Below are 24,197 nucleotides of genomic sequence, written 5' to 3' on the forward strand. Positions count from 1 at the left end.
TTAGAACATTACAGGAACAAAATGGATTTCGCAACGCCTGTGACGGTATAGGCGGCGCATGATCTCGCCCTTCAGAAAAGAAAAAAGCCGGGCCATTCGGCCCGGCAGTCCAACAGGGAGGTGCATGTCATAACCCGGACATGCGCGGGTTGGGAGTAACCTAATTATGAGTACAGGGTATCACTTTGATCCAAGTCAATCCACACCCAGTTAAGACACCAGCCTATATCCACCGGATTCTGTGACCAAAAGGCGCGCATTTGACGGATCGGGCTCAATCTTCTGACGCAGGCGGTAGATGTGGGTTTCCAGCGTATGCGTTGTAACACCAGCATTATACCCCCAAACTTCGTGAAGCAGCACATCCCGTGCCACCACGCCGTCGGTCGAGCGGTACAGAAATTTGAGGATGTTGGTTTCCTTCTCGGTCAGGCGGATTTTTCTGTCCTCTTCCGTAATCAGCATCTTCATCGCCGGTTTGAACGTATAGGGGCCAAGTACAAATACTGCGTCCTCGGATTGTTCGTGCTGGCGAAGCTGCGCACGGATGCGTGCCAGAAGCACCGGGAATTTGAATGGTTTCGAAACATAGTCATTCGCGCCGGCATCCAGGCCCAGGATCGTATCGGCATCGCTGTCATGACCGGTCAGCATCAGGATCGGGCTTTTGACACCCTGTTTGCGCATGAGGCGGCACAGTTCGCGCCCGTCGGTATCCGGCAGACCCACATCAAGAATGACCAGATCATAGATCGCTTCGCGCGCGCGCTCCATGGCAGAGTGACCGTCCGACGCCTCGAACACGTCAAAGTCTTCGGTCATGACAAGTTGCTCGCTGAGCGCCTCGCGCAGATCCTCGTCATCGTCCACCAGCAGGATTTTCTTGAGTTGAGCCATTTCCCGGTCCTCCAAACGCTTTTCCATCACTTGCGCGTGGAATATGCAATCAACAAGATTTGCTGCAACCGTTTCACGCCTTCGTGTCAGAGTTCGCGGAAATGTTTCACATTTCCTTTCGAAAGAGCTAGGAGAAAGATTGAGCGTTATAGGGTAACATTGATGAGTCTCATCCCCGATATCACGGAACTTCTCGCCCGGGCCCGGGCTGATTTGCGCATGGGCGTTCCCGTTGCACTGACTGATGACAGCGGCTTCAGCGTGCTTGCGGTTTCTGCCGAAACGCTCAGCCCGCAGCGTCTGGCCGACCTGAAAAAACTAGGGAGTCCGGTGGTGGCCATAACTGGGCGACGTGCTGAAACCCTGAAAGCGCGGGCTTACGACGGGGATCTGGCACGTGTATCGATCCCGGCGGATGCGGATATCGCATGGGTACAGGCGGTTGCCGATCCTTCCGACGATCTGAACGCGCCCATGAAGGGCCCGTTGATGACCGAGCGGCACGGTAATGCCAATCTGCACCGTATCGCAATTGAATTGGCGAAATCCGCGCGTATCCTTCCCGCTGTGGTCGTGGTACCTGTCGAGGACGGCAGGGCATTTGCCGCGTCGCACGGTCTTACATGCATTGATCACACGCGCGCCACACCTCATCTGGCGGATCGCAGCACTTTGCACGAAGTCGTCGCGGCCCGCCTTCCGATGGAGGTGTCCGAAGCCGGTCGGTTGCACGTCTTCCGACCTGAAGACGGTGGTGAAGAGCACTACGCCGTCGAGATCGGACGCCCAGACCGCGACAAGCCTGTGCTGGCCCGATTGCATTCTGCCTGTTTCACCGGCGATCTGATGGGAAGCCTGAAATGTGATTGCGGCCCGCAACTGCGCGGTGCCCTGGAACAAATGGGGGCAGAAGGTGCAGGCGTTCTTTTGTACCTGAATCAGGAAGGGCGCGGTATCGGTCTGGCCAACAAAATGCGCGCCTATTTCCTTCAGGATCAGGGTTTTGATACCGTTGAGGCGAACCACAGGTTGGGTTTTGAGGACGATGAGCGTGATTTTCGGCTTGGGTCGGACATATTGAAGTCGCTGGGCTTCAATTCTGTCCGCTTGCTGACCAACAACCCGGCCAAGATCGCCATGATGGAGCGAACAGGTATCGCAGTAACCGAGCGTGTCCCTCTGAGGGTTGGCGAAACCTCTCACAACCGGGGATACCTGGCAACCAAGGCCAAGAAGTCGGGCCATCTGCTTTGACCCCAAACGATCTTGTTCTGACCCCGCGCGGCATCCGGTTTCTTGGCAGGGAGTTCCCCTGTTCCGTGGGCAAAGGCGGGTTGAGCAACGCAAAACGCGAAGGCGATGGCGCGACCCCAACCGGACATCATCGAATCGTCGGTATGCTGTACCGGGCCGACCGAATGGCCGCCCCCAGCAAATGGGCCCGTGCCATTGGCCCACGGGACTTGTGGTCTGACGACGTGTCTGAAAGCAGATACAACCACATGGTCAGCGCACCCTATGCATTCAGCCACGAAAAGCTGCGCCGCGCCGACCCGTTATATGATCTGATTCTGTTGACCGACTGGAACTGGCCAAACGCCGTTCCGGGCAGAGGGTCAGCGATTTTTCTGCACCAATGGCGCAGACCCGGTTATCCAACCGAAGGCTGCATTGCCTTTCGCCGGGACCATCTGCACTGGATCGCAGGGCACATTGCCCCCGGATCACGGCTGATCATTCCTGAGGTTTAACCCGTTCGCCAAAGATGGCCGAGCCAACGCGCACATGTGTCGCGCCAAGGGCGATGGCCTGTTCGAAATCTTGACTCATTCCCATAGACAATCCATCAAGCCCGTTGCGTGCGGCGATTTTGGCCAATAGCGCAAAGTGCAAAGTCGGCTCTTCATCGACCGGGGGAATGCACATCAATCCACACACAGGCAGATCCAATGACCTGCACTCGGCAATGAAACCATCCGCGTCCGCAGGAAGGATACCGGCCTTTTGGTCTTCCTCACCGGTGTTGACCTGAATGAACAGGTCCGGACAGGTTCCCATTTCCTGTGCCAAACGCGCCAGTGTCTTGGCCAGTTTGGGTCGATCTACCGAATGGATCGCATCAAACAGTTCCATTGCGTGACGGGCCTTGTTGGTCTGCAACGGGCCAATGAGGTGCAGATCAATACCCTCGAACCGTTCTTTGAACGCGGGCCACTTGCTTGCTGCTTCCTGCACGCGATTCTCGCCAAAACATCTGTGCCCCTGCTCAAGAACGGCCTGCACCCTTTCATTCGGCTGCACTTTGGACACGGCAATCAGTTTGACAGAACCAGCCGGTCTGTCCGACCTGGCTTCGGCTTTGGCGATACGTGCGGTGATGTCTTGCAGCGACATGGGACCCTCATCCTGTTTTGCGCAGAAAAACACCAAGTCGGCGCAAAAGAAAAGGGCGAGTCCGAAGACCCGCCCTTAAACCTTGCGGTTCAGATCAGCTTAGAAGTTGAACTGAGCACCGAAGTCAGCAACCATGGTCGAGTCTGTGCAGATGTCACAGTCGTTGACACCGATACCACCGCGCAGCGATGCACCGCCGCCCAGGTCGTAGATCGCGCCAACAGCAACCTGCTGAGTATCAGCAGACGCGTTACCGTCGCCGTAAGCGAAGATCAGGGTTGTTGCGGCGCCAACGTTGTAGGTTGCCGACAGACCCCATGCGGTGCCGTCAGTTGCTGCAACCTGAGTTGCGTCGTCTGCAACAAACAGAGTACCGCCGAAGTCACCCCATTCACCACCCAGGGTCAGAACGGTCAGGCTCGGATCGCTTACACCAGCAACACCAGCGTCGGTCTGGCCGTAGGCCAAAGCAGCTGTGATGTTGTTGAAGGTGTAGGTTGCGCTGATGTCCCAACGGTCTGCACTAATAGGTGCACCGTTCAGAGCTACAGTCGCTTGGTCGTACGATGCGCCAAACGAGAAGTCGCCAACCGAGTACTGGAAGAACACGGCGTTCGAACCCGAACCGGTCGACGAGTAACCCAGGAAGCTGTAGTCAACACCCGAGTACTGACCTGCGAACAGCTCAAGACCAACTTCGTTGCCGTAGTAGTTTGCCAGGTTGTCGAAGGCACCTGCAACGTTACCGGCGTCAACACGCAGGCCACCGTAGATGACCGAGAAGCGTGCACCGTTCAGACCGGCGGAGTTTGCTTCACCGTTGCCGCTGTTTTCGTCAGCTTGCAGACGAACGCGGCCTTCGAAACGAACGCCACCGTCGGTTTCTGCAATACCGTCGATGTTCAGACGGAAGCGCGAGACCAGGATCGCGTCGCTTGTTTGAACAACCGCAGTACCAGTTGTCGTTGTGGTACCGGTTGTTACGAAGTTTACAACGGTACCGCTACGATCTTCAACGTAGCCAATACCAAAGCGGCCATAACCGCTGAAGTTAACTTCAGCTGCTGCAACGCCTGCGGTCGCGATCAGCGCCGTCGATGCGAAGAGAACTTTTTTCATCTTGTTTCCCTCGGTTTCAAAAGAGTTATCTACTCGACATATGCCTCGGCACATGTCTCAGCACGGACACCGTTTCGCTCTTTTTGCCCCCTTTGCGCAAGCTTGGCATAAAGACGTCAGCGTCATTGAGGTCAAATTGGTGCAAGGATGCCACAGTCAGTTTTCGCCCCGATGCAGCTGATACACTTACATTTCAGAAGAATGGGCTTGTTGCAGCGGGGGTCCTTGGCTAGGAGTATCCCCTGAATACTGTAGAACATGTGAAACAGGACCTGTTTGCAATGCGCCTGCCGACGATTTTGGGAATGATCCTGCTGACCGCCGCTCTTTCGGCATGTGGGCAGAATCGAAACGCTTCAACAACATACTCCCCCAACATCGCTGGCGGCAATTCGGACGAACAGGAGCTGAATGACCCCGAGCGGGCAACTATCTGGGACATCTTTGACCGCAGCACCGCCGAACAGACAACAAACGTGAACCGGTATCTTTGGGCGGCTTCGCTGGATGTGCTGAGCTTTCTGCCAGTGCAAGAGGTTGATCCGTTTACCGGTGTAATCGTAACGGGTTATGGCACGCCTCCGGGCGGCGGCCGATCCTACCGGGCAACTGTTCATATCAGCGATCCGGCGCTTGCCGCGCGCTCTTTGTCGGTTGCGCTGCAATCAAGCGGGGGGGCTCCGGTGAGTGCGGCAACATCCCGCGCAGTCGAGGATGCGATTCTGTCGCGCGCCCGGCAACTACGCATAGCAGACAACAAGTTCTAGCAACCCGCCGAAAATCACAATATTACCACGCCGGGTTCCTACCCGGCGTTTTCATTCACGAAGGACCGCACAATGTCGCGCTACTCGGCCACTGAAATCGAAGCAAAATGGCAGGAGGCCTGGGACAAGGCCGGGATCTTCACCGCTAACCACAAGGCGGACAAGCCGAAATACTATGTGCTTGAGATGTTTCCCTACCCGTCTGGCCGAATCCATATGGGGCATGTGCGCAACTATACGATGGGTGACGTGATCGCCCGGCACAAGCTGGCGACAGGCCATAACGTGCTGCACCCGATGGGCTGGGACGCATTCGGGATGCCTGCGGAAAATGCCGCGATGGCCATCGGGGGTCATCCGAAGGACTGGACCTACAGCAACATCGCCGACATGCGCGACCAGATGAAACCACTTGGCCTGTCCATCGACTGGTCTCGTGAATTCGCGACCTGCGACCCCGAGTATTACGGCCAGCAACAGGCGCTGTTCCTCGATATGCTCGATGCCGGGCTGGTCTATCGCAAAAACGCTGTGGTGAACTGGGACCCGGTCGACATGACCGTTCTGGCCAACGAGCAGGTTGAAAATGGTCGTGGCTGGCGTTCGGGTGCATTGGTAGAGCGACGCGAGCTGACCCAGTGGTTCTTCAAGATCTCGGACTATTCCGAAGAATTGCTGGATGCGCTGGACACTCTGGACAACTGGCCCGCCAAAGTGCGCCTGATGCAGGAGAACTGGATCGGCAAATCCCGTGGTCTGCAATTCGGCTTTGAACGCACAGACGGCGGCGATCCGATCACCGTCTATACAACCCGCCCCGACACGCTGCTGGGCGCATCTTTCGTTGGCATCTCGCCCGATCACCCGATCGCAAAACAGCTTGAAGACGAAAATCCAGAAGTGGCTGAATTCGTGGCCGAATGTCGCAAAGGTGGCACCACTGAGGAAGCCATAGAAACCGCCGAAAAGCTGGGCTTTGACACAGGCATCAAGGTCAAGCACCCGCTGGACCCGAGCTGGGAACTGCCGGTCTGGATCGCCAATTTCATCCTGATGGATTACGGCACGGGCGCAATCTTTGCCTGCCCTGCGCATGATCAGCGTGACCTCGACTTTTGCCGCAAATACGGCCTTCCTGTGGTCGACACATTCTTTGCACTGGATGACGACACGCCGGTCGACAAAATTGCATTCGTCCCGCCGAAAACCGAGAAAGTCCGCTGGGTGAACCACTTCGCCGGTTTGACCGAAGCGACAGGCGAAGAAGCCATCAACGCCACCGTCGATTTTGCTGAACAAGCCGGTTGGGGCGAGGGTGTCACCAAATACCGTCTGCGGGACTGGGGCCTCAGCCGTCAGCGCTATTGGGGGTGTCCGATTCCCGTCGTGCATTGCGAAAGCTGCGGTGTGGTTCCCGAGAAAAAAGAAAACCTGCCAATCCGCCTGCCCGACGATGTCACATTCGACAAACCGGGTAACCCGCTGGACCGCCACCCGACCTGGCGCGATTGTTCCTGCCCGTCTTGTGGCGCACCGGCCAAGCGCGAAACCGACACGATGGATACTTTCGTCGATTCGTCGTGGTATTTCGCGCGCTTTACCGCTCCGCGTGCGGAAACACCCACCGATCTGGCCGAGGCCGAATATTGGATGAATATCGACCAGTATATCGGCGGCATTGAGCACGCGATTCTGCACCTGCTTTATTCCCGGTTCTTTGCGCGGGCGATGCACCTCACCGGGCACTTGCCGAAGAAGGCCATCGAGCCGTTCGACGCGCTGTTCACGCAAGGCATGGTGACGCATGAGATTTACCAGACGCGCGACGCCAACGGCCGCCCGGTCTATCACCTGCCCGAGGATGTAACCAACGGCAAACTGGCCGATGGCACAGAGGTCGAAATCATCCCCTCAGCCAAGATGTCGAAATCCAAGAAAAACGTGGTCGACCCGGTCAGCATCATTTCGGCCTTTGGGGCCGACACGGCCCGCTGGTTCGTGTTGTCCGATTCGCCACCCGAGCGGGACGTGGAATGGACGGCGGCAGGGGCCGAAGCCGCCTATAAGCATTTGAATCGCGTTTGGAATCTGTGTGACAGGATCGGCGCCATGGACGCCGATGCAGCGGGCGAAGGCGATGAGGATCTGTTGCGCGAGATGCACAAAACCATCCGCGACGTGACATTAGGTGTCGAAAGCTTTGGCTTCAACGCAGCCATCGCCAAACTGTACGCCTTCACCAATACACTGGCAAAATCCAAGGCCGGTGCGGCGGCTCAGAAACAGGCAATCAAAACACTGGCCCAGTTGATGTCGCCGATGACGCCACATCTGGCGGAAGATATCTGGGCGCATCAGGGCGGTGAGGGCCTTGTGGCTGTCGCCCCGTGGCCCGTCGCAGATGAAGCGATGCTGGTTGATGACACCGTCACCCTGCCGATCCAGATCAACGGCAAGCGTCGCGCGGAAATCAGCGTTCCAAAAGATATGGACAAAGCCGAGGTTGAAAATATCGCGCTCAGCACCGAAGCTGTCCAAAAGGCGCTGGATGGCAACGCGCCGAAGAAAGTTATCGTTGTTCCGGGCCGGATCGTGAATGTCGTTGTTTGATCGCAGAACATTGCTTGTGATGCCGCTGGCGCTGGCTGCCTGCGGCTTTCAACCGGTTTATGCTCCGAGTGGGTCGGGCTCTGCCTTGTTCGGTCGGGTGGCGGTATCTGCGCCAAATACCGTTGAAAGCTATCTTCTGGTTCAGAACCTTGAACAACAACTGGGCCGCAGCGCGGGCTCTATCAGCGATTACGCTCTGGATGTTCAGGTCTCGACCGAAACCCGCGGCGCGGCCATCACCACGACGAACGAGACAACGCGGTACACGATTGATGGACGGGCCCAATACGCGTTGAAATCTAATGAAACTGGACAAGTCGCAGCGTCCGGCACCGTAACCGATTTTGTGGGCTATTCTGCTTCGGGCTCTACCGTGTCTACGCTGGCTGACGAACGCGATGCGAAAGAACGCCTGATGGTGATCCTGTCCGGGCATATAGTGAACCGCCTGTATTCAACACCGGGCTTGTCCAAATGAAGTTGAGCCCGCGCGAGGCTGACGGGTATTTCGCCAAGCCGGATGCGGACAAGACCGGGCTGCTGATCTATGGTGCGGATGCCATGCGGGTGGCGCTTAAGCGGCAGCAGGTTCTGGCCGCCCTGCTTGGTCCTGGTGCGGAAGAGGAAATGCGCCTGACCCGCCTGCCGGGTGGCGACTTGCGCGGCGATCCGGCGTCTCTGCTGGACGCGGTCAAGGCGGTTGGGTTTTTCCCCGGCCCGCGCGCGGTGTTTGTGGAAGACGCCACCGAAACCGCCTCGCCTGCGATTCTGGCCGCACTTGAAGATTGGACCCCCGGCGACGCTCAGATCATCGTGACGGCTGGTCAGCTGAAACCAAACTCAAAAATCCGCAAAGCGTTCGAAGGGCATCCCGCGGCCTATGCGATAGGCATTTATGACGACCCGCCATCGCGTGCAGAGGTCGAGCGGGTTCTGACCGAGGCGCATCTGAATAACATCCCCCGCGATGTCACGTCTGCCATCAACGAACTGGCCAACAGTCTCAGCCCTGGTGACTTTACCCAAACCATTGAGAAACTGTCGCTCTACAAGCGCGGTGACAACTCTGAGTTGACCATGGAAGACATCGAAGCCTGCGCCCCGCGTTCGACCGAGGCGGCGCTTGACGACGTGCTGAACGTGGTTGCAGAAGGCCGCGCCGGTGAGATCGGACCACTGATCCGGCGTTTGCAGGCACAGGGTACCAACGGGGTAACTCTGTGTATTGGGGCAACCCGGCATTTCCGCACCCTTTATGCCTGCGCCTCGGATCCCGGTGGTGCGGCGCAGGGTATCGGCAAGTTGCGTCCGCCGGTTTACGGCAAACGGCGTGACCGTATTCTGCGTCAGGCACAGGGCTGGGGCGCGCCCAAGCTGCAAACTGCTCTGACCGTTCTGACGGATACCGACCTCTCCCTGCGCTCCGCCGGACAGACCGCCCCCTCAATGGCACTGGTCGAGCGCGCAATGATTCGTCTGGCGATGCTTGCGCGGTCGCGCTGAGTTATCAGCCCTGATCCAGCCAATCGGCAGCGGCCCGACCGGCCCAGCGGCCAGTGGCAAGACAGGCTGTCAAAAGATACCCCCCGGTCGGCGCTTCCCAATCCAGCATCTCACCGGCGCAGAACACGCCCGGCATGGTCTTCAGCATCAGCCCGTCACCCAACGCGGATCGTGTCACGCCACCTGCCGTCGAAATGGCCTCATCCATCGGTCGCAGCCCCGCGTGCAGGATTGGCAGTTTCTTGAGGACCGCCACTTCGCCGGGCAGCGGCAAGTGACTGCGTATTGCCATCTCGTGAAACACGGCGATCTTCTGCGGTGACAGGTTCAACGACTTTCTCAACCATTGCGAAAGTGTGGTTTTCGACTTTCTGGAAGACCAACGCGCCTGCAAGGACTGCTGTTCCAGGTCGGGCACCAGATCGACAAAAAGTAGCTGCCCTTTGCGCAAAGCAGGGGTGAGAGTGTAAAGCCCCCCTCCCTCCAGCCCGGTTGCCGAGATCGCAGCCTCGCCGCGGCTATCCAGGTCACCGGCCTTCCACCGAACCGACTTCAGCGCCGCCCCGAAATGTGGCTGCATATGAGTGCTCCAGTCCACCGACAGGGCTGAATTCGCAGGTTCAAACGGTGCCAGTTCGACGCCCCTGTCAGACAGGATTTGCGCCCAATGACCATCCGACCCAAGGCGGGCCCAGCTGGCCCCGCCCAGCGCAAGCACGGTTACAGCAGCAGTCAGGTTTTGCGGCCCGGCCGGTGTGTCGAATACCAGCGCATCAGCTTCCCAACCTTTCCATCGCCAACGGGTTTTGATCTCAACCCCGGCTGTGCCCAGTCGCGCAAGCCATGCGCGCAACAAAGGCGACGCCTTCATGGCCTCGGGAAAAACCCGCCCGGTAGAACCTGTGAATAATATCTGTCCCAGTCCACGCGCCCAGTGCTGCACGGCTTGCGCATCACAGGCGGTGATCATCGGGCGCAACCAGTCCGCCGCATCGGCATAAGACCGCATCAGTGTCTCAGGCGGTTCGTCCTTTGTCAGGTTCAGCCCCGATTTACCAGCCATCAGAAATTTGCGTGCAACCGAGGGCTTGGCTTCGGCAACCAGCACGGAATGCCCGGCCTCGGCCAGTTGCTCGGCCGCCATCAACCCTGCGGGGCCTGCTCCGATCACGACTGCCTGCGCCATTCGCACCCTCTTGCCTTCGCCATCTATCGGCGCAAGTTTCAAACCATTATGGCGAACAACGATCCGATCTGCCCGCTCTGCGACCGCCCGATCCCCAGCGGGGGTGGCAGCCTGCATCATCTGATCCCAAAACTCAAAGGAGGCAAGGGCGGACCCACCGTTCTTCTGCACCAGATTTGCCACAAAGAAGTCCATGCCACCCTGACCGAGGCCGAACTGGCGCGCTGTTACAACACGATCGCAGCCTTGCGCGCGCATCCCAGGCTTGAGAAATTCCTGATATGGGTGCGTAAACGCCCACCCGGATTTCGGTCGAAAGTTCCGGGCAAGCGACGCAACAGGTGATCAGCCCGGCAAGACCGTATCGTCAAAGGCGTCTTTCAAAGGTGCGGCCAACCCTTCGACTTCTATTCCCCGGTAATCCGGTACAGGCGCAAACTCTGCACCCGCAAGATGCTGGAATTCCAGTGTCGTATACGGTCGTTTCCACAACCACTCGCGATTCTCGACGGCCCACAAATCGGCGTTTGGAGGGGTTTCGTCGGTAAAGGCATAGAAATGCAGATCAAAGCCATGGGGGGCCACCTCCTGCATTGACAGCAAGGACATACCTTGCGCGCGCCAAAACGCGTCCTCACCCGCGATATCACCGGTCCGAAGGGTTATCTGACCGATCCGGGCCTGCGCAAACGGAGCATCCGGATCTGCCACCTGCGCCGGTTTGTTGCCTTCGAAATCATGCTGCAGCAATTCGATGACAAACCCTTCGGGATCAGCCAGATGGCACATGTACCCGATATCCAAAAACTGGCTCGGCGCGCTTACCGCAGTACCCAGCGCGCGCAAATGCGCTGCCGCAAGATCGACATCAGGGACGGTAATTCCGATCTTCCAATATCTTTGGCCCCGGTCATGGGTGTATCCGCCGCCACCCGGCAGCAGCAGCAGGTCCGCATCTTCCGAGTTGTAGCCGACGCGGCAACCTGACCTCTGCGGGTAAACCCGCATACCCAGAACGTCGCGATAGAATACGGCCAGTCTTTTCGGGTCAGTGACCCGCAACCGAATGGCCGAAATCCTCATGAACACATCCTTGCGATGTCCCTGGCAATAACGGGGTCAGCGTTCACGCTGTCTGTCACAAGCTCACGCGCGGTTTTCATCAGGTGATCGGATTCGACAATCCGATCAACCAGACCAAAGTCATACGCCTCTTGCGCGGTGATCTTCTGACCTGACATCAGGATCAACTTAGTTCTGGCCGGACCCACCAATGCCGCCAACCGTTTCGGATCGGACGGTTGCGGCAGAAACCCCAGCTTCATCACCGGATAGAAAAACTTGGCCGTTGGCACCGCAATGCGAAGGTCACAGGCCAAAGCCATGCCATTGGCCCCGCCAGCCAGAGTGCCGTTCAATGCCGCAATGGTCAGACAGGGCAATGCGGCGATGGCACCGGACAGTCTTTCCCAGACGTCAGAGGTGGCCAGACCGGCGCGCGCCTCGTCCAGATCGGCCCCCGCGCTGAACACTTTGCCCGCGCCCGTCAGGATCAGCGCCCGCGCGCTGGTTGCGGCCTCGGCAATCCCGGCCAGTTCATTCAGCATCGCTCCAGTCAGGGCGTTTGCCTTTTCGGGATTGTTGATCGTAACGACCCACAGGCCATCCTGTTTCGTCAGGTCGATCATATCAGCCCGACCCTTTTTCGGATGTCTTCCAGGCGCAGCGAGATTTCCTTTCCCAAGTATTCATCCGCGTCCTTGGAACACATCCACAACAGGGCACGCGCTGGCCAGTCTGCGGGAATATGCGCGTCCCAATCCAGTTGACTGACCGGATTGATGCCGCTTGCCTTGATGGACCGCTGCATATCCGTGGCAACCGTCCCCGGCGACAGCCCCATTGCGCGAATGCCGTGTTGGGCTTCTTCCAGATGCAGGCATTCCGTCAGCATTTTTGCCCCGGCCTTTGACGCGCAATAATGGCTCCACGCCTCAACCGGGTTGGACGCCGCGCCGGACGAGACGGTCAGAATGCTTCCGCCCCCGGCGGCCCGCATCACCGGCAATGCCGCACGCATCCCGTAGAAAACGCCTTTGAGGTTGATGTCGATGGCTTTGCTCCAGGCCTCAGGATCGGCGTTGGAAAGATGAAAGATCGGATCGATCACACCGGCATTGCCAATCAGAACATCCAGCCCGCCGAACCGATCCACACATGTGGCCACAGCCTGCTCGACCTGCGCGAAATCGCTGACATCGCAGGCCAGCGCGATGGCCTGATCACCCAGATCAGCGGCCAAGGCATCAATCTGATCGCGGCTGCGGGCCACCAATGCGACATTGGCCCCGGCTGCGGCAAAAACGCGCCCCGCTTCGGCCCCGATGCCACGGCTGGCCCCGGTTATCAGAACTGTTTTCCCCTGCATTCGCCTCTCCTCACGCATTGTTATTGATCCCGGCAACAGGCGTAACGCGGAAACGGGGAAATGGTCCAGCCCTTGCCCCCTTGACGATAGGTGCCACAACCCCGACCATGCGCCGCAAATTGATCAAGAAGGGTTACCTTATGTCCGTTTTCCTCCACCGCAGCTGCGGTGCTGTTCTGGCTTATGCCGTCGCGACCCAGGGCGCGTTCGCCGACCTTACTGCAAATGATGTCTGGTCCGACTGGCAAAGCTATTTCACATCAATGGGCTACACCGTTACAGGCGACGAAAGCATCGCCGGTGACGTCACCACAATTTCGAACATGACACTTTCTTTGACCTTTCCGGAAGAAGACGGGCAGTTCCAGATGGTCATGCCGGAAATGACGCTGACCGAAAATGGTGACGGAACCGTTACCATCGGATTGCCCGAGAGCTTTCCCATGGACGTCACGGGAACAGCCGACGATGAAGAGTTTGCAGCCAAAGTGATTTATTCGCACAGCCAGCTGAACATGGTCGTTTCGGGTACACCCGAAGACATGACTTATGACTACACCGCTGACAAACTGGGCATTGCGCTGGATTCGATTGAAGTTGATGGCGAACCGCTGCCGAACGAGGTTTTCAGCATCGCGGTCGAAGCAGGTGATCTGGCCGGTCGGTCGCGGATGCAAATCGGCGAACACCGAAACATCACTCAGACATTCAACAGCGATACGCTGACCTATAACCTGAACTTTCAGGATCCGGAAAGTGGTGAAAGCGGGCTGATCAATGGCCAACTGGGCCAACTGGCCTTTGAAGGCGAAAACGTGATCCCACTGGATTTTGACATGTCTGATCCGCAGGCGTTTTACCAAGCGGGTTTCGCCTTTGATGGCACGTTTACCTATGCATCCGGCAGCACCGATCTGAGCGGGACCAGCGAAGGACAGGCGTTCTCGATGAACAGCACCTCGGAGGGTGGGCACTTTGCCGCCAGCATCGACGCCGAGCGCATCACCTATGACATCGCGCAGAACAGCACCAAACTGGCGGTGACAACAGCGGATCTGCCGTTCCCGATCGAGTTGTCCATGGCCAGTGCAGGGTTGAACTTCGAATTCCCGATCCAGCAATCGGACGAAATTCAGCCCTTCGCCTTTGGCCTCAACATGACCGATTTCACCATGTCTGATGTCCTGTGGGGCATTTTTGACCCGGCAGGCGCGCTGCCCCGCGATCCGGCGACAATCGCACTGGAAACGACCGGCACGGCAAAAGTTCTGATGAACATCTTCGATCCAGAAATCGACGTTGAGTCGGATGAGGCTCCGGGTGAGTTACATTCGCTGAAAATCAGCCAGCTTCTGGTTTCGTTGGTTGGAGCCAAACTGACCGGTGATGGCGATTTCGCCTTCGACAATTCGAACACAGAAGAGTTTGGCGGAATGCCTAGCCCAAGCGGCGTGGCGAACCTGAAACTTGTTGGCGCCAATCAGCTGATCGATACGCTGATCGGCATGGGCCTCATTTCGGACGACGATGCACTGGGCGCGCGGATGATGATGGGTCTGATGGCTGTCCCCGGCGATGAGCCTGACACCCTGAACTCGACCATCGAATTCACGGAAGACGGTCAGATTTTGGCGAATGGCCAGCGTATCAAGTGATACCTATCTGAAAGGGCCGCGCAGTGCGGCCCTTTCCATTCCTGTGAACCTTGTGCCAAACCCGGTAGCGGCATGGATTTATCCCGATCCACACAGCACAATCCGGTCACAGGTCTTGCGGGGCGGGCGGTGCAAGGCTAGGTCCTTGGCAATCAACCCGGAGACCTCATGACCCGCTCACCAGAAGAAATCAGCCAACAATTGCTCGATGTTGCTCGCCGGGCAGGCGCAGAAGCGGCAGATGCCATCGTTCTCGAAGGGTCCTCGGTCTCGGTCGATGTGCGGGGCGGAGCACTGGAACATGCGGAACGCTCGGAAGGCGCTGATCTGGGCTTGCGTGTGTTTCTGGGCAAGCGGTCAGCCATTGTGTCCAGCTCTGACAGGCGCCCGGAAACCCTTGCGGCGATGGCCGAACGCGCCGTGGCCATGGCAAAAGAAGCGCCCGAAGATCCCTATTCCGGGCTGGCGGACAAAAGCCAACTGGCCTGTGACTGGGATATTCAGTCACTGGAATTGCTGGACTCCGCCCCGGCCCCGTCCGCAGAAAGCCTGATGCAGGATGCGCTGGCCGCCGAGGCCGCAGCACTGACAGTAAAAGGCGTCACGCAGGTGTCGGATGCGGCTGCAAGCTACGGAACGCACCGGGTGCATCTGGCGGCTACAAACGGGTTTTCCGGTGGGTATGAGCGCAGCAGCCGATCCATCTCATGCGTTGCGATCTCTGGTGAAGGCACCGGGATGGAGCGCGACTATGACGGTGACAGCCGGACGTTTCAATCCGACTTGCGCGACGCGGCTGAGATTGGGCGCAAAGCAGGGGAACGCGCTGTGCAACAGGTTGGCGCGCGCAAACCGGCGACCGGCAGTTTCCCGGTGTTGTTTGATGAACGTATCTCGTCTTCGCTGATCGGGCATCTTCTGGCCGCCAGCAATGGGGCCGCGATTGCGCGCGGCGCGTCTTGGCTGAAGGATTGCCTGGGGCAAGACGTGCTGCCCGCGCATCTGTCACTGATCGAAGATCCGTACCGCCCGCGTATCTCTGGCTCGCGCCCATTTGATGCCGAAGGTCTGCCCACGCAGCGCCGGGTGATCGTGGAAAACGGTGTCCTGACGGGCTGGACACTGGATCTGTCGAGTGGCCGCAAGCTGGGAATGGACTCAACAGGCAACGCTACGCGCGGTGTGTCCGGCCCACCCTCACCCAGCAACTGGAACCTGAGCCTTACGCAGGGAACCCGCAGTCGCAACGATCTGTTGCGCGATATGGGCACCGGTTTGCTGGTCACGTCCATGATCGGATCGACGATCAACCCCAATACGGGCGACTATTCCCGTGGTGCATCAGGTTTTTGGGTCGAAAACGGTGTGATCACGCATCCTGTCAACGAATGCACAATCGCAGGCAATCTGCGTGATATGCTGCGGCGGATCATTCCCGCCAATGACGCCCGCCCATATTTGTCGCGCGTGGTCCCGTCGCTGTTGATCGAAGGAATGACACTTGCCGGCAACTGATCTGCCCCTTCTGATTGAGGCCGCGATTGAGGCCGGCAAGATCGCTACACGCTATTCCGGGACGCAGGCACAGCGTTGGGACAAACCCGGTGGCGCCGGTCCGGTGACCGAGGCCGATCTGGCCGTCAACGCGATGCTGGAAGAAAAGCTGTGCGCTGCGCGACCGGGCTATGGCTGGCTCAGCGAGGAATCCGAGGATTCGCCCGAGCGGCTGGACCGCAGCAATGCCTTTATCGTCGATCCGATTGACGGCACCCGCAGCTTTACCGAAGGCGCGCGCACCTGGGCGCATTCGCTGGCTGTTGCAGTGGATGGCATTGTGACTTCCGCCGTAATCTATCTGCCGATGCGCGACTTGCTTTATGCTGCCGCGCAAGGTCAGGGCGCAACTCTCAACGGGCAAAAGATCACGACGTCGAAAACGTCTGAGTTATTGCAGTCGCAGGTTCTGGCCGCCAAACCAAATCTGGACGCACAGCACTGGCGCAATCAGAATGTTCCAGCCTTCCACCGCGCGTACCGTCCCTCGCTTGCCTATCGCATGGCGCTGGTCGCGCAGGGGCGGTTCGATGCCATGCTGACCCTTCGCCCAAGCTGGGAATGGGATATTGCCGCTGGCGATCTGATCATCCGAGAGGCAGGCGGCGTCAGTTCAGACCGTTTGGGTCATCCTCTGATCTTCAACAATGCCCACCCCAGGCTGAATGGCGTAATCGCCGCCAGCACCGCAATCCATGCGCAACTGTCTGCTCAGCTGGACCCGATCGGGCCCGGAATCAGCGCATGAGCAAACCGCGCTCATTAAGCCTTGCCGCTTATCGGGTGCTGTCCTGGAGAATGCGGAACGGCGTTGGTGTAAAAACCGACCTGCCACGCCCCGAAGGCGAGGTCGTGTGGATGCACGTCGCCACGCCAGACCGCCTGCGGGCGGTGAGTGATTTTTGTCGCCGGTTGCTTCAGTCCCGATCCAAGCTGCATTTTCTACTGACCGCTCCGCCGGACGCGGATCTGTCTGCCTGGCCGGAATGCAGCTTTCCCCTGATCAACCTGCCTCAGGAACAGAGCGGGGCCGCGCGTGACTTTATCGAATACTGGCGCCCAGGTATCGGGATTTGGGTCGGCGGTGATTTGATGCCCAACATCATAACCCGAGCCGATGAACAGGCTGTACCCCTTGTGTTGTTTGACGCCCAGTTTACCGTTGCACTGTCCCGGAACGCGCGCTGGCTGCCAGACATAACCAGAGTGACCTTTAGCTGCTTTCGCAAGATACTGACTGCAAATTCTGAAACCGCCCGTCACATCCGGAGACTTGGCATCCCGTTTTCAACAGTCGAAGAATCGCCGCCTTTGCGCATCAGCCCAAATCCAAGACCTTGGCCAGAAGACGAGCTGATCGAAACCAACCACACGCTTGCAGGGCGACCTGTTTGGTTGGCTGCCTGGGTGCAGGACAAAGAGTTCATTTCGGTTCTGACAGCACATCGTCAGGCATTGCGCCTTTTGCACCGGCTGGTTCTTGTACTTCACGTCGCCGACGTTCACGAAGCTGCCCCCCTAAAACGGAGGCTGGAGGCGATGGATCTACGCTGTGTCAACTGGGACGATGGCGACTTGATCGAAGACAGCACGCAGGTCGTTCTGACTGCGGACCCAGAAAATCTGGGGTTGTGGCACCGTGTGTCGGCAGTGACGTTCATGGCCAGTTCACTGGAACGCGGTGCAGGCGGTCAGGACCCGTCCGACGCAATCGCGCTGGGGTCTGCCATAATTTCTGGACCATTCGTGCATCGCCATCACGAGCTTTACGCCCACCTGCAACAGGCAGGCGCAGCCAAGGAGGTCAAGTCAGCAACCGAGTTGGGCGATGCCGTCGTACAGCTTCTGGCACCGGACCGCGCCGCTGACATGGCTTTGGCAGGATGGCAGATAATCACCGAAGGCGCGCCGCAGGCAGACACTCTCATCGAATTGGTGCAGGATATTCTGGACGAGAGGAGCGCAGATCATGCGGGCACCTGAGTTCTGGAACACTCCTCCGGACCAGCCGGATCTGAGGGCACGGCTGCTGGCCCCGCTGGGCCGCTTATATGCCGCAGCGACAGCCCGCAGGATTGCCTCGAAATCGGGGGAAAATCCCGGTGTGCCCGTGATCTGCATCGGCAATCTGAATGCAGGTGGAACCGGGAAAACGCCCACCGTCATCTGGACCCTCGAACAACTGGGCAATGCCTGGCACAAGCCCCATGTCGTGACACGAGGACATGGCGGGTCACTGGAAGGCCCGGTGCAGGTCGATCCGGGCAGGCACACCGCCGCCGAGGTGGGGGACGAGCCGCTGTTGCTGGCGATGTTTGCCGAGGTCTGGGTTGCCAAGGATCGGGCGGCGGGTGCGCGTGCAGCGGCCGCGGCGGGGGCAACGGTGATCGTTCTGGATGATGGTTTTCAGAACCCTTCGGTCGCCAAGGATTTCTCGATTATCGTTGTGGACGCCCAGCGCGGATTTGGAAACGGATTATGCCTGCCAGCCGGTCCACTGCGAGAGCCGGTCGATACCGGCCTGCAACGGGCCGACCTTGTGCTGTCCCTGGGGGAAGAGGCGGCACAAAAGGTGTTTGCCAACAACTGGAAAGACCGGTTGACCGTTCCTCATGTCACCGGGGCAGTCGAACCCCTGCAAACCGGTATGGATTGGTCAGAAACGCGTGCGTTGGCGTTTGCAGGAATCGGCTATCCCGAAAAGTTCTTCCAAACCCTGCGTCGGTTGGGTGTGGATCTGGTCCGGGCCGAGGCGTTGGACGATCACCAACCGTTGACACAGGCCCTGATGACCCGGCTGGAAAACGAGGCGCGTTTGCTGAGCGCTCAGATGGTCACCACCGAAAAAGACGCCGTTCGCCTGCCGCCCGCTTTCCGAAGCAAGGTGATCACTTTGCCGGTTCGGCTTCAGATTTCAGACGCCGACGTGGTCAGGGACATGCTTTTGAAAACCGTCCCTTCACCAAAGTAACTCAGGCTGGCCCCCGGTGGCGCCAGCCGGGTTCGGGTCAGCTGCCGAGCTCTGCTTCGATCAGCTTTTTGAAGTCCGCGTAGGACTGATTGTCAACTTTCTTGCCGTTCACGATGAAGGACGGGGTTGCCTGAATTCCATCGCGTTCAGCGTTTTCCTGATACCACGCGGCCAATGTCCGCGCCTTGGTGCCATCCTGCAAACAGGCCTCAAGCTGGTCGCCATCAATACCTGCCAGACGACCAATCTTGCGCAGTTCATCGACGATCTCGGCCGGGCCACCTGCGCGCGTCCATTCTGCCTGACCTTCGTAAATCAGATCAGTGATGCCAAAGAATTTCTCGGGGCCGGCACAGCGGGCCACCATCGACGCCCACAGACCGTAGCGATCAAAATAGACCTCACGATAGGTGAACTTGACCTTGCCGGTGTCAATGAAATCCTTCTTGAGCTGTTTATACGCGCTCTTGTGGAAATTCGCGCAATGCGGGCAGGTGTAGGATGCGTATTCGATGATTTCGACAGGCGCCCCTTCGGCCCCCTGAACCATGTCAATGATTGTGGATGTATCCAGGTCCGCCTCTTGCGCCTCGGCGGCACTGACCAGCGGAAAACTTGTGTTGGAATTTGACAGCGACACCCAATAGCCGCCAGCGGCCACGGCGACGGCCGCGCAGATTACGGTTGCAATACGGCTCATTCTCAGCCCTTTCTCAGCGTTTCTGTTTGGATAAAACGTTGCGCCCAAGACGTTCAAGGGCCGCGCGCAAATCTTCATCATTTACACTGCGTGACACTTTGTCTGCCTCGGCAGCAATCTCAGGTGCAATCTCGGGTATTGCCTGTTTCGGTTTATGGTCGAAACTGGCCTGCCCCTCGGCAAATCCGGTCGGAGCGGTCTGGGTGATCCGGACACGGCTGATGGCATTATAGCCGTAGACCGCGTTCACTTTACCACGCAGCTGTTCCTTCTGCATTTCCAGCATCGGGGCCTGCGGGCCTGTGGTCAGAACGGTCAGGGTCGCGCCGAAACCGCCTTTGCCATAGCCGACACTGACTGGGCGCGCGATGGCGGCGGTATCCTGACCCACGATCTCGGCCCAATGGGTCAACAGACGTGAGACAGCAAAGCCCCGGCTTTCCCCGGCGCGCCTGATCTGGTCATTCAGCAAAGACGCGGTGCGCTTGAACCCGCGGGTTGACGAACGTCTGCGTTGCATCTGGTTTCCAACTCCTGCGCCGCTATTGTAATAGGCAGAACACCGGGTGCCAGCGAAACCTGACAGGGAGACGAATAAAACTTGCGTGATTCCTTTGAATTCACCGCCAGCGCTGCGCTTCTGGAGTGGTATGACCACAACGCTCGCGCCATGCCATGGCGCACAGGACCGGCAGAGCGCGCCGCCGGGGTGCGTCCCGACCCCTATCGGATCTGGTTGTCCGAAGTGATGTTGCAACAGACGACTGTAGCAGCAGTGCGGGATTACTTTCTGCGCTTCGTGACACGTTGGCCTACGGTTCAGGCGCTGGCCGCCGCGCCGGATGATCAGGTCATGGGGGAATGGGCCGGTCTTGGCTATTACGCGCGTGCGCGCAACCTCTTGAAATGCGCCCGCGCTGTGACACGGGATCACAATAGTCAGTTCCCCGATACATATGCTGCGCTGCTGACGCTACCCGGCATCGGCCCTTATACGGCTGCGGCAATCTCGGCCATCGCCTTCGATCAGCCTGAAACGGTTCTGGATGGCAATGTCGAACGCGTCATGGCCCGATTTTACGACATCCACGCGCCGCTGCCCGGCTCGAAACCCCTGCTGAAGGAAAAAGCCTCAGCGCTGACACCTTCTACTCGGCCCGGTGATTACGCGCAGGCGGTCATGGATTTGGGGGCCACGATATGCACGCCGAAATCCCCGGCATGTGGCATTTGCCCGCTGCGCGAACCATGTAAAGCGCGGATCGCGGGAACACAGGCTGATCTTCCCCGAAAAACACCGAAAAAGCCCAAACCCACCCGTCGCGGTCACGTTTATATTGTGCGTATGTCAGATGGGGCCATGCTGCTGGAGCGCCGACCGGACAAAGGTCTGCTGGGCGGAATGCTGGGCTGGCCCGGATCGGAGTGGGCTGACGATCCGGTCGAGCGCCCCCCGCTTGCGGCAGAATGGAAGATGATGCCGGGCGAGGTGCGCCACACCTTTACGCATTTTCATCTGGTTTTAAGAATCTGGGCCGCAGAACTCACCGGTCAGGATGTTCCCGATCATTTGATCGCAGTGGGAAAGCACAATTTCAAACCCAGCGATCTGCCCACGGTGATGCGCAAAGCCTATGATCTGTGGAAAAGACAATAAGACCGCTGTGCATTCTTTGGCCTCGCGGCTAGGCTGCCCCCAATCTAGCAGGAGCACCAGAGATGACCGCAACAGTCTCGTTGGCACGCTGGCAATCAGCATCACCCTTCTGGGTGTCTCTGCTGTTGATCCCGCTGATCTGGTTCACTGCTTTCGCGGGCGGATGGTGGGTTTTGCTGATCCCGATCTCGACCTGGTGGGTCTTTGCCGTGCTGGACCGGATCACCGGGCTCAACGTGGAAAATGCGGACCCCGAGACGCCGGACGGCGATCTGCAACGGTACATCCTGCTGACCAAGCTTTGGGCACCCCTTCAGTTCCTTACCTTGTTTGGCCTGATCTGGTACGCGAGCCGCGGCAGCCAGCTTTCGACGCCTGAGAAAATCGGCCTTTTCTTTGGCATGGGTGTTATCTCGGGTACGGTCGGTATCAATTACAGCCACGAGCTGATGCATCAGAAAAGCCGTTGGGAACGCTGGCTGGGCGATATCCTTCTTGCCATGGTGCTTTATTCTCATTTTCGGTCCGAGCATCTGCTGGTCCATCACCGTTATGTAGGAACGCCACGCGATCCGGTGACGGCGCGATACAACGAAGGGTTTCACCGCTTTTACCATAGGGTGTTGCGGCAAAGTCTGGTCTCGGCCTTCAACGCCGAACGCGGAAAACTGGCCCGCAAGGACCGACCCTGGACCGACCGCTCCAACCCGTTCTGGCGGTACTGGGCGTTGCAATTGGGGATGCTGGCACTGGCGTCGCTGATCGGAGGATGGTCAGGTCTGGCCCTGTTTCTGTTGCAGGCCGGTGTCGCGATCTGGCAGCTGGAATTGGTCAACTACGTGGAACATTATGGCCTGACCCGGAAACATCTGGGGGACGGGCGGTATGAGCACGTCCTGCCCAGGCATTCCTGGAACGCCTCACAGAAGGCTTCAAACTGGTTGCTGATCAATCTGCAACGCCATTCGGATCACCACTACAAACCAAACCGCCGGTTTCCGCTGCTTCAACACCACACGCCCGAAACGGCACCGCAACTGCCCTATGGCTATCCCGTCATGACTGTGGCTGCGATGATCCCACCGCTGTGGCGGAGGGTCATGAACCCGCGGGTCCGGGAATGGCGACGCCAGTACTACCCCGAGATCACCGATTGGCACGCCTATAACAAGGCCCTGAACCCGGTACCTGATGCGTAACCGATGCGCAGCCCTGCCCATCAGGCTCAGCGCTTAGGGTGCTGTTCTGGTGGGGTATACGGTCCTCAGCCTTTCATCACCCAGATATCCATCGGTGTTTCCACGCCTCGCACGGATTGATCGGTAAGCTCTGCAAAACCAGTCATGGCGACCGACGCAGACTGGTTTTCCTCTGCAATCCGCACGCGCACGGCATCACTGACCACGATACGCGCCTGTAAATCACGCGTCAGCGCCTCGAGCTTGGCTGCGACGTTGACGGCATTCCCGATGACTGCAAATTCAAGCCGGTTCGCACCAATGTCGCCCAATACGACCGAGCCATAATGCACCCCAATCCCGACGCGGATTTCAGGCTCTCCCGCCCGGCGGCGGTCCAGATTCCATCGATCAATCACGCTGACCATCGCGCGTGCGCATCCCAGCGCGTTGCTTGCATCCAGCGGCGTGGGCACCGGGGTGCCAAAGGTCGCCATCAGACCATCCCCCAGATACTTGTCTAGGGTTCCGTGGTGGCGAAAAACCTCGGTCTCCATGCGGGCGTGAAAGCCTCGCAGCACTTCGATCACATCATAGGGGTCACGCCCGGCCGCGTATTTTGTAAACCCGACGATGTCGATGAACAGAACGGCCACATTCTCTTTTCGGACCCGTTTCAGCGGCTCGTCATTCTGACTCAGCTCCTCTACCACGTTGGGCGAGAAATAGCGTGACAAGTTGGCCCGTTCCCGTTCCAGCCCTGCGTTGCTCATCAATAGCCGGTTCAGCCGCTGCATCGAAAGGCCCAAAGTCACGGCCACCATCATGAACACGGTCACCTGCTGGATGCGCTGAGGCGCCATGAAACTGTTCGGATCCAGAAGCTCGGCAACATCCGGGTAGCCTTGCAGGGCGGCAGCAACTTTTTCGCTGATCCCCGGAATAGGCGTTGCGACCCACGACGCAACGATCCAACCGATCGTCCACATAATCGCCGTCCAGGTTCCGATGGCGATCACGGTCCGCCAGGAATAAGCCAACGTGCCTGCGGCCAGAATGACGAAGAAGTACTGAAAGTTGTCGAACCGGTATTGCATGGCCAATGGCCTGACATCATCGCTGAAGGGATTGGGCACGATCATCCCGAGCGTCATGATCAGCAGGTCGACGAAAATCAAAAACAACTCGCCCCGCGATTGCCCGACACGACCTGCACGGCGGATCAACCATCCGTTGCCGCAGATCAGCAGCAGAATGAAGTGATACCAAAGCACCTCCCATTGCGGGTTCAGAAAAACCAGCAGCACCGCAGTCAGCGCCATCGCCACCCATCGCGCACGCACAGCCAATTCCAGACCCTCGCGCTTGTGCCGTTCCAACGCGGCCTCGGTATATTTGTTGTCCAGATCAAACGCATCGGGCTGGGTGAAAAACAGGCTTCGGCGGGGCTGTGCGGTCGTCTCGGTCATGGCCGTGGTCTTTCTTGCGGAGGCTAGGCAGCCTTATGCAATCACTGTTGAAGGCAAAACAAAAGACCCCGCCGGTTGATCGGCGGGGCAAGGCATAGTGCCATGTGTC

General features: G+C 58.5%; 24 protein-coding genes. 14 read left to right on the top strand and 10 right to left on the bottom strand.

Features of this window, described 5'->3' with window-relative positions:
- Positions 1-210 precede the first annotated feature (210 nt).
- Complete coding sequence (locus tag ACR0NZ_RS06975) at positions 211-897, bottom strand: response regulator transcription factor (protein ID WP_171724917.1); 687 nt, start codon at positions 895-897, stop codon at positions 211-213.
- 162 nt (positions 898-1,059) lie between these two features.
- Here ACR0NZ_RS06975 and ribA point away from each other — a divergent pair, with 162 nt between their 5' ends.
- Both ribA and ACR0NZ_RS06985 read left to right on the top strand, forming a co-directional pair.
- Positions 1,060-2,151: a GTP cyclohydrolase II gene (ribA, locus tag ACR0NZ_RS06980; protein WP_480517842.1), complete on the top strand. Its 1,092-nt coding sequence runs from the start codon at positions 1,060-1,062 to the stop codon at positions 2,149-2,151.
- Positions 2,148-2,648: a L,D-transpeptidase family protein gene (locus ACR0NZ_RS06985; RefSeq protein ID WP_480517844.1), complete on the top strand. Its 501-nt coding sequence runs from the start codon at positions 2,148-2,150 to the stop codon at positions 2,646-2,648. The genes ribA and ACR0NZ_RS06985 overlap by 4 nt, the downstream gene beginning before the upstream one ends.
- On the opposite strand, the gene ACR0NZ_RS06990 is transcribed toward ACR0NZ_RS06985, so the two are convergent.
- Together ACR0NZ_RS06990 and ACR0NZ_RS06995 are read right to left on the bottom strand one after the other, a co-directional pair.
- Positions 2,632-3,291, bottom strand: coding sequence for a YggS family pyridoxal phosphate-dependent enzyme (locus tag ACR0NZ_RS06990; protein WP_480517846.1), 660 nt, complete (start codon positions 3,289-3,291; stop codon positions 2,632-2,634). The genes ACR0NZ_RS06985 and ACR0NZ_RS06990 overlap by 17 nt on opposite strands.
- A gap of 99 nt (positions 3,292-3,390) precedes the next feature.
- On the bottom strand, positions 3,391-4,410 hold the full coding sequence (locus tag ACR0NZ_RS06995; RefSeq protein ID WP_480517848.1) for a porin: 1,020 nt from the start codon (positions 4,408-4,410) through the stop codon (positions 3,391-3,393).
- Between the two features lie 281 nt (positions 4,411-4,691).
- Between ACR0NZ_RS06995 and ACR0NZ_RS07000 the strand changes: the two genes are divergently transcribed.
- From ACR0NZ_RS07000 to holA, 4 genes are all read left to right on the top strand, one after another.
- Positions 4,692-5,177, top strand: a complete 486-nt coding sequence (locus ACR0NZ_RS07000; RefSeq protein WP_480476837.1) for a DUF3576 domain-containing protein — start codon at positions 4,692-4,694, stop codon at positions 5,175-5,177.
- A 72-nt stretch (positions 5,178-5,249) separates the two neighbouring features.
- The gene (gene leuS, locus ACR0NZ_RS07005; protein WP_480517850.1) at positions 5,250-7,787 is read left to right on the top strand and encodes a leucine--tRNA ligase; all 2,538 of its coding nucleotides are present in this window, start codon (positions 5,250-5,252) and stop codon (positions 7,785-7,787) included.
- Positions 7,774-8,265, top strand: a complete 492-nt coding sequence (gene lptE / locus ACR0NZ_RS07010; RefSeq protein WP_480517852.1) for an LPS assembly lipoprotein LptE — start codon at positions 7,774-7,776, stop codon at positions 8,263-8,265. The genes leuS and lptE overlap by 14 nt, the downstream gene beginning before the upstream one ends.
- Positions 8,262-9,290: a DNA polymerase III subunit delta gene (holA, locus tag ACR0NZ_RS07015; RefSeq protein WP_480474149.1), complete on the top strand. Its 1,029-nt coding sequence runs from the start codon at positions 8,262-8,264 to the stop codon at positions 9,288-9,290. The genes lptE and holA overlap by 4 nt, the downstream gene beginning before the upstream one ends.
- A gap of 4 nt (positions 9,291-9,294) precedes the next feature.
- On the opposite strand, the gene ACR0NZ_RS07020 is transcribed toward holA, so the two are convergent.
- A complete protein-coding gene (locus tag ACR0NZ_RS07020; protein ID WP_480517854.1) occupies positions 9,295-10,476 on the bottom strand; it encodes a TIGR03862 family flavoprotein in 1,182 nt (393 codons plus the stop codon).
- Between the two features lie 48 nt (positions 10,477-10,524).
- Here ACR0NZ_RS07020 and ACR0NZ_RS07025 point away from each other — a divergent pair, with 48 nt between their 5' ends.
- A complete protein-coding gene (locus tag ACR0NZ_RS07025) occupies positions 10,525-10,821 on the top strand; it encodes an HNH endonuclease (protein WP_480474152.1) in 297 nt (98 codons plus the stop codon).
- On the opposite strand, the gene ACR0NZ_RS07030 is transcribed toward ACR0NZ_RS07025, so the two are convergent.
- The 3 genes from ACR0NZ_RS07030 to ACR0NZ_RS07040 are packed head-to-tail and all read right to left on the bottom strand — an operon-like array spanning position 10,822 to position 12,904.
- Complete coding sequence (locus ACR0NZ_RS07030; RefSeq protein ID WP_480517856.1) at positions 10,822-11,559, bottom strand: VOC family protein; 738 nt, start codon at positions 11,557-11,559, stop codon at positions 10,822-10,824. It lies immediately after the preceding gene.
- On the bottom strand, positions 11,556-12,164 hold the full coding sequence (locus ACR0NZ_RS07035) for an enoyl-CoA hydratase/isomerase family protein (RefSeq protein WP_480517858.1): 609 nt from the start codon (positions 12,162-12,164) through the stop codon (positions 11,556-11,558). The genes ACR0NZ_RS07030 and ACR0NZ_RS07035 overlap by 4 nt, the downstream gene beginning before the upstream one ends.
- Entirely contained in the window at positions 12,161-12,904 is a 744-nt protein-coding gene (locus tag ACR0NZ_RS07040; protein ID WP_480517860.1) for an SDR family oxidoreductase, read from the bottom strand. Before ACR0NZ_RS07040 ends, ACR0NZ_RS07035 begins: the two co-directional genes overlap by 4 nt.
- Before the next feature lie 140 nt (positions 12,905-13,044).
- Between ACR0NZ_RS07040 and ACR0NZ_RS07045 the strand changes: the two genes are divergently transcribed.
- The 5 genes from ACR0NZ_RS07045 to lpxK all read left to right on the top strand — a co-directional run bounded on the left by ACR0NZ_RS07045 (position 13,045) and on the right by lpxK (position 19,084).
- On the top strand, positions 13,045-14,559 hold the full coding sequence (locus tag ACR0NZ_RS07045; RefSeq protein WP_480517862.1) for a DUF2125 domain-containing protein: 1,515 nt from the start codon (positions 13,045-13,047) through the stop codon (positions 14,557-14,559).
- A 168-nt stretch (positions 14,560-14,727) separates the two neighbouring features.
- Positions 14,728-16,074: a TldD/PmbA family protein gene (locus ACR0NZ_RS07050; protein ID WP_480517864.1), complete on the top strand. Its 1,347-nt coding sequence runs from the start codon at positions 14,728-14,730 to the stop codon at positions 16,072-16,074.
- Positions 16,061-16,861 carry an inositol monophosphatase family protein gene (locus tag ACR0NZ_RS07055; RefSeq protein ID WP_480517865.1) on the top strand — a complete coding sequence of 267 codons (801 nt, stop codon included), beginning with the start codon at positions 16,061-16,063 and terminating at the stop codon, positions 16,859-16,861. Before ACR0NZ_RS07050 ends, ACR0NZ_RS07055 begins: the two co-directional genes overlap by 14 nt.
- Positions 16,858-18,096 carry a 3-deoxy-D-manno-octulosonic acid transferase gene (locus tag ACR0NZ_RS07060; protein ID WP_480517867.1) on the top strand — a complete coding sequence of 413 codons (1,239 nt, stop codon included), beginning with the start codon at positions 16,858-16,860 and terminating at the stop codon, positions 18,094-18,096. Before ACR0NZ_RS07055 ends, ACR0NZ_RS07060 begins: the two co-directional genes overlap by 4 nt.
- Positions 18,083-19,084 carry a tetraacyldisaccharide 4'-kinase gene (gene lpxK, locus ACR0NZ_RS07065; protein ID WP_480517869.1) on the top strand — a complete coding sequence of 334 codons (1,002 nt, stop codon included), beginning with the start codon at positions 18,083-18,085 and terminating at the stop codon, positions 19,082-19,084. The genes ACR0NZ_RS07060 and lpxK overlap by 14 nt, the downstream gene beginning before the upstream one ends.
- 37 nt (positions 19,085-19,121) lie before the next feature.
- Here the strand turns inward: lpxK and ACR0NZ_RS07070 are convergent, their stop codons facing one another.
- Positions 19,122-19,784: a DsbA family protein gene (locus ACR0NZ_RS07070; protein WP_267365070.1), complete on the bottom strand. Its 663-nt coding sequence runs from the start codon at positions 19,782-19,784 to the stop codon at positions 19,122-19,124.
- Positions 19,785-19,797: 13 nt separating this feature from the next.
- A complete protein-coding gene (locus tag ACR0NZ_RS07075) occupies positions 19,798-20,304 on the bottom strand; it encodes a DUF721 domain-containing protein (RefSeq protein WP_480474162.1) in 507 nt (168 codons plus the stop codon).
- Positions 20,305-20,385: 81 nt separating this feature from the next.
- On the opposite strand from ACR0NZ_RS07075, the gene mutY reads away from it, so the two are divergent.
- Positions 20,386-21,441, top strand: a complete 1,056-nt coding sequence (gene mutY, locus ACR0NZ_RS07080) for an A/G-specific adenine glycosylase (protein ID WP_480517871.1) — start codon at positions 20,386-20,388, stop codon at positions 21,439-21,441.
- Positions 21,442-21,503: 62 nt separating this feature from the next.
- On the top strand, positions 21,504-22,640 hold the full coding sequence (locus ACR0NZ_RS07085; protein WP_480517873.1) for an alkane 1-monooxygenase: 1,137 nt from the start codon (positions 21,504-21,506) through the stop codon (positions 22,638-22,640).
- 65 nt (positions 22,641-22,705) lie between these two features.
- On the opposite strand, the gene ACR0NZ_RS07090 is transcribed toward ACR0NZ_RS07085, so the two are convergent.
- Positions 22,706-24,088 (bottom strand): adenylate/guanylate cyclase domain-containing protein, encoded by a 1,383-nt coding sequence (locus ACR0NZ_RS07090; protein ID WP_480517875.1) that lies wholly within the window; start codon positions 24,086-24,088, stop codon positions 22,706-22,708.
- Positions 24,089-24,197: the final 109 nt, after the last annotated feature.

Source organism: Ruegeria sp. AE3 (assembly GCF_056542225.1).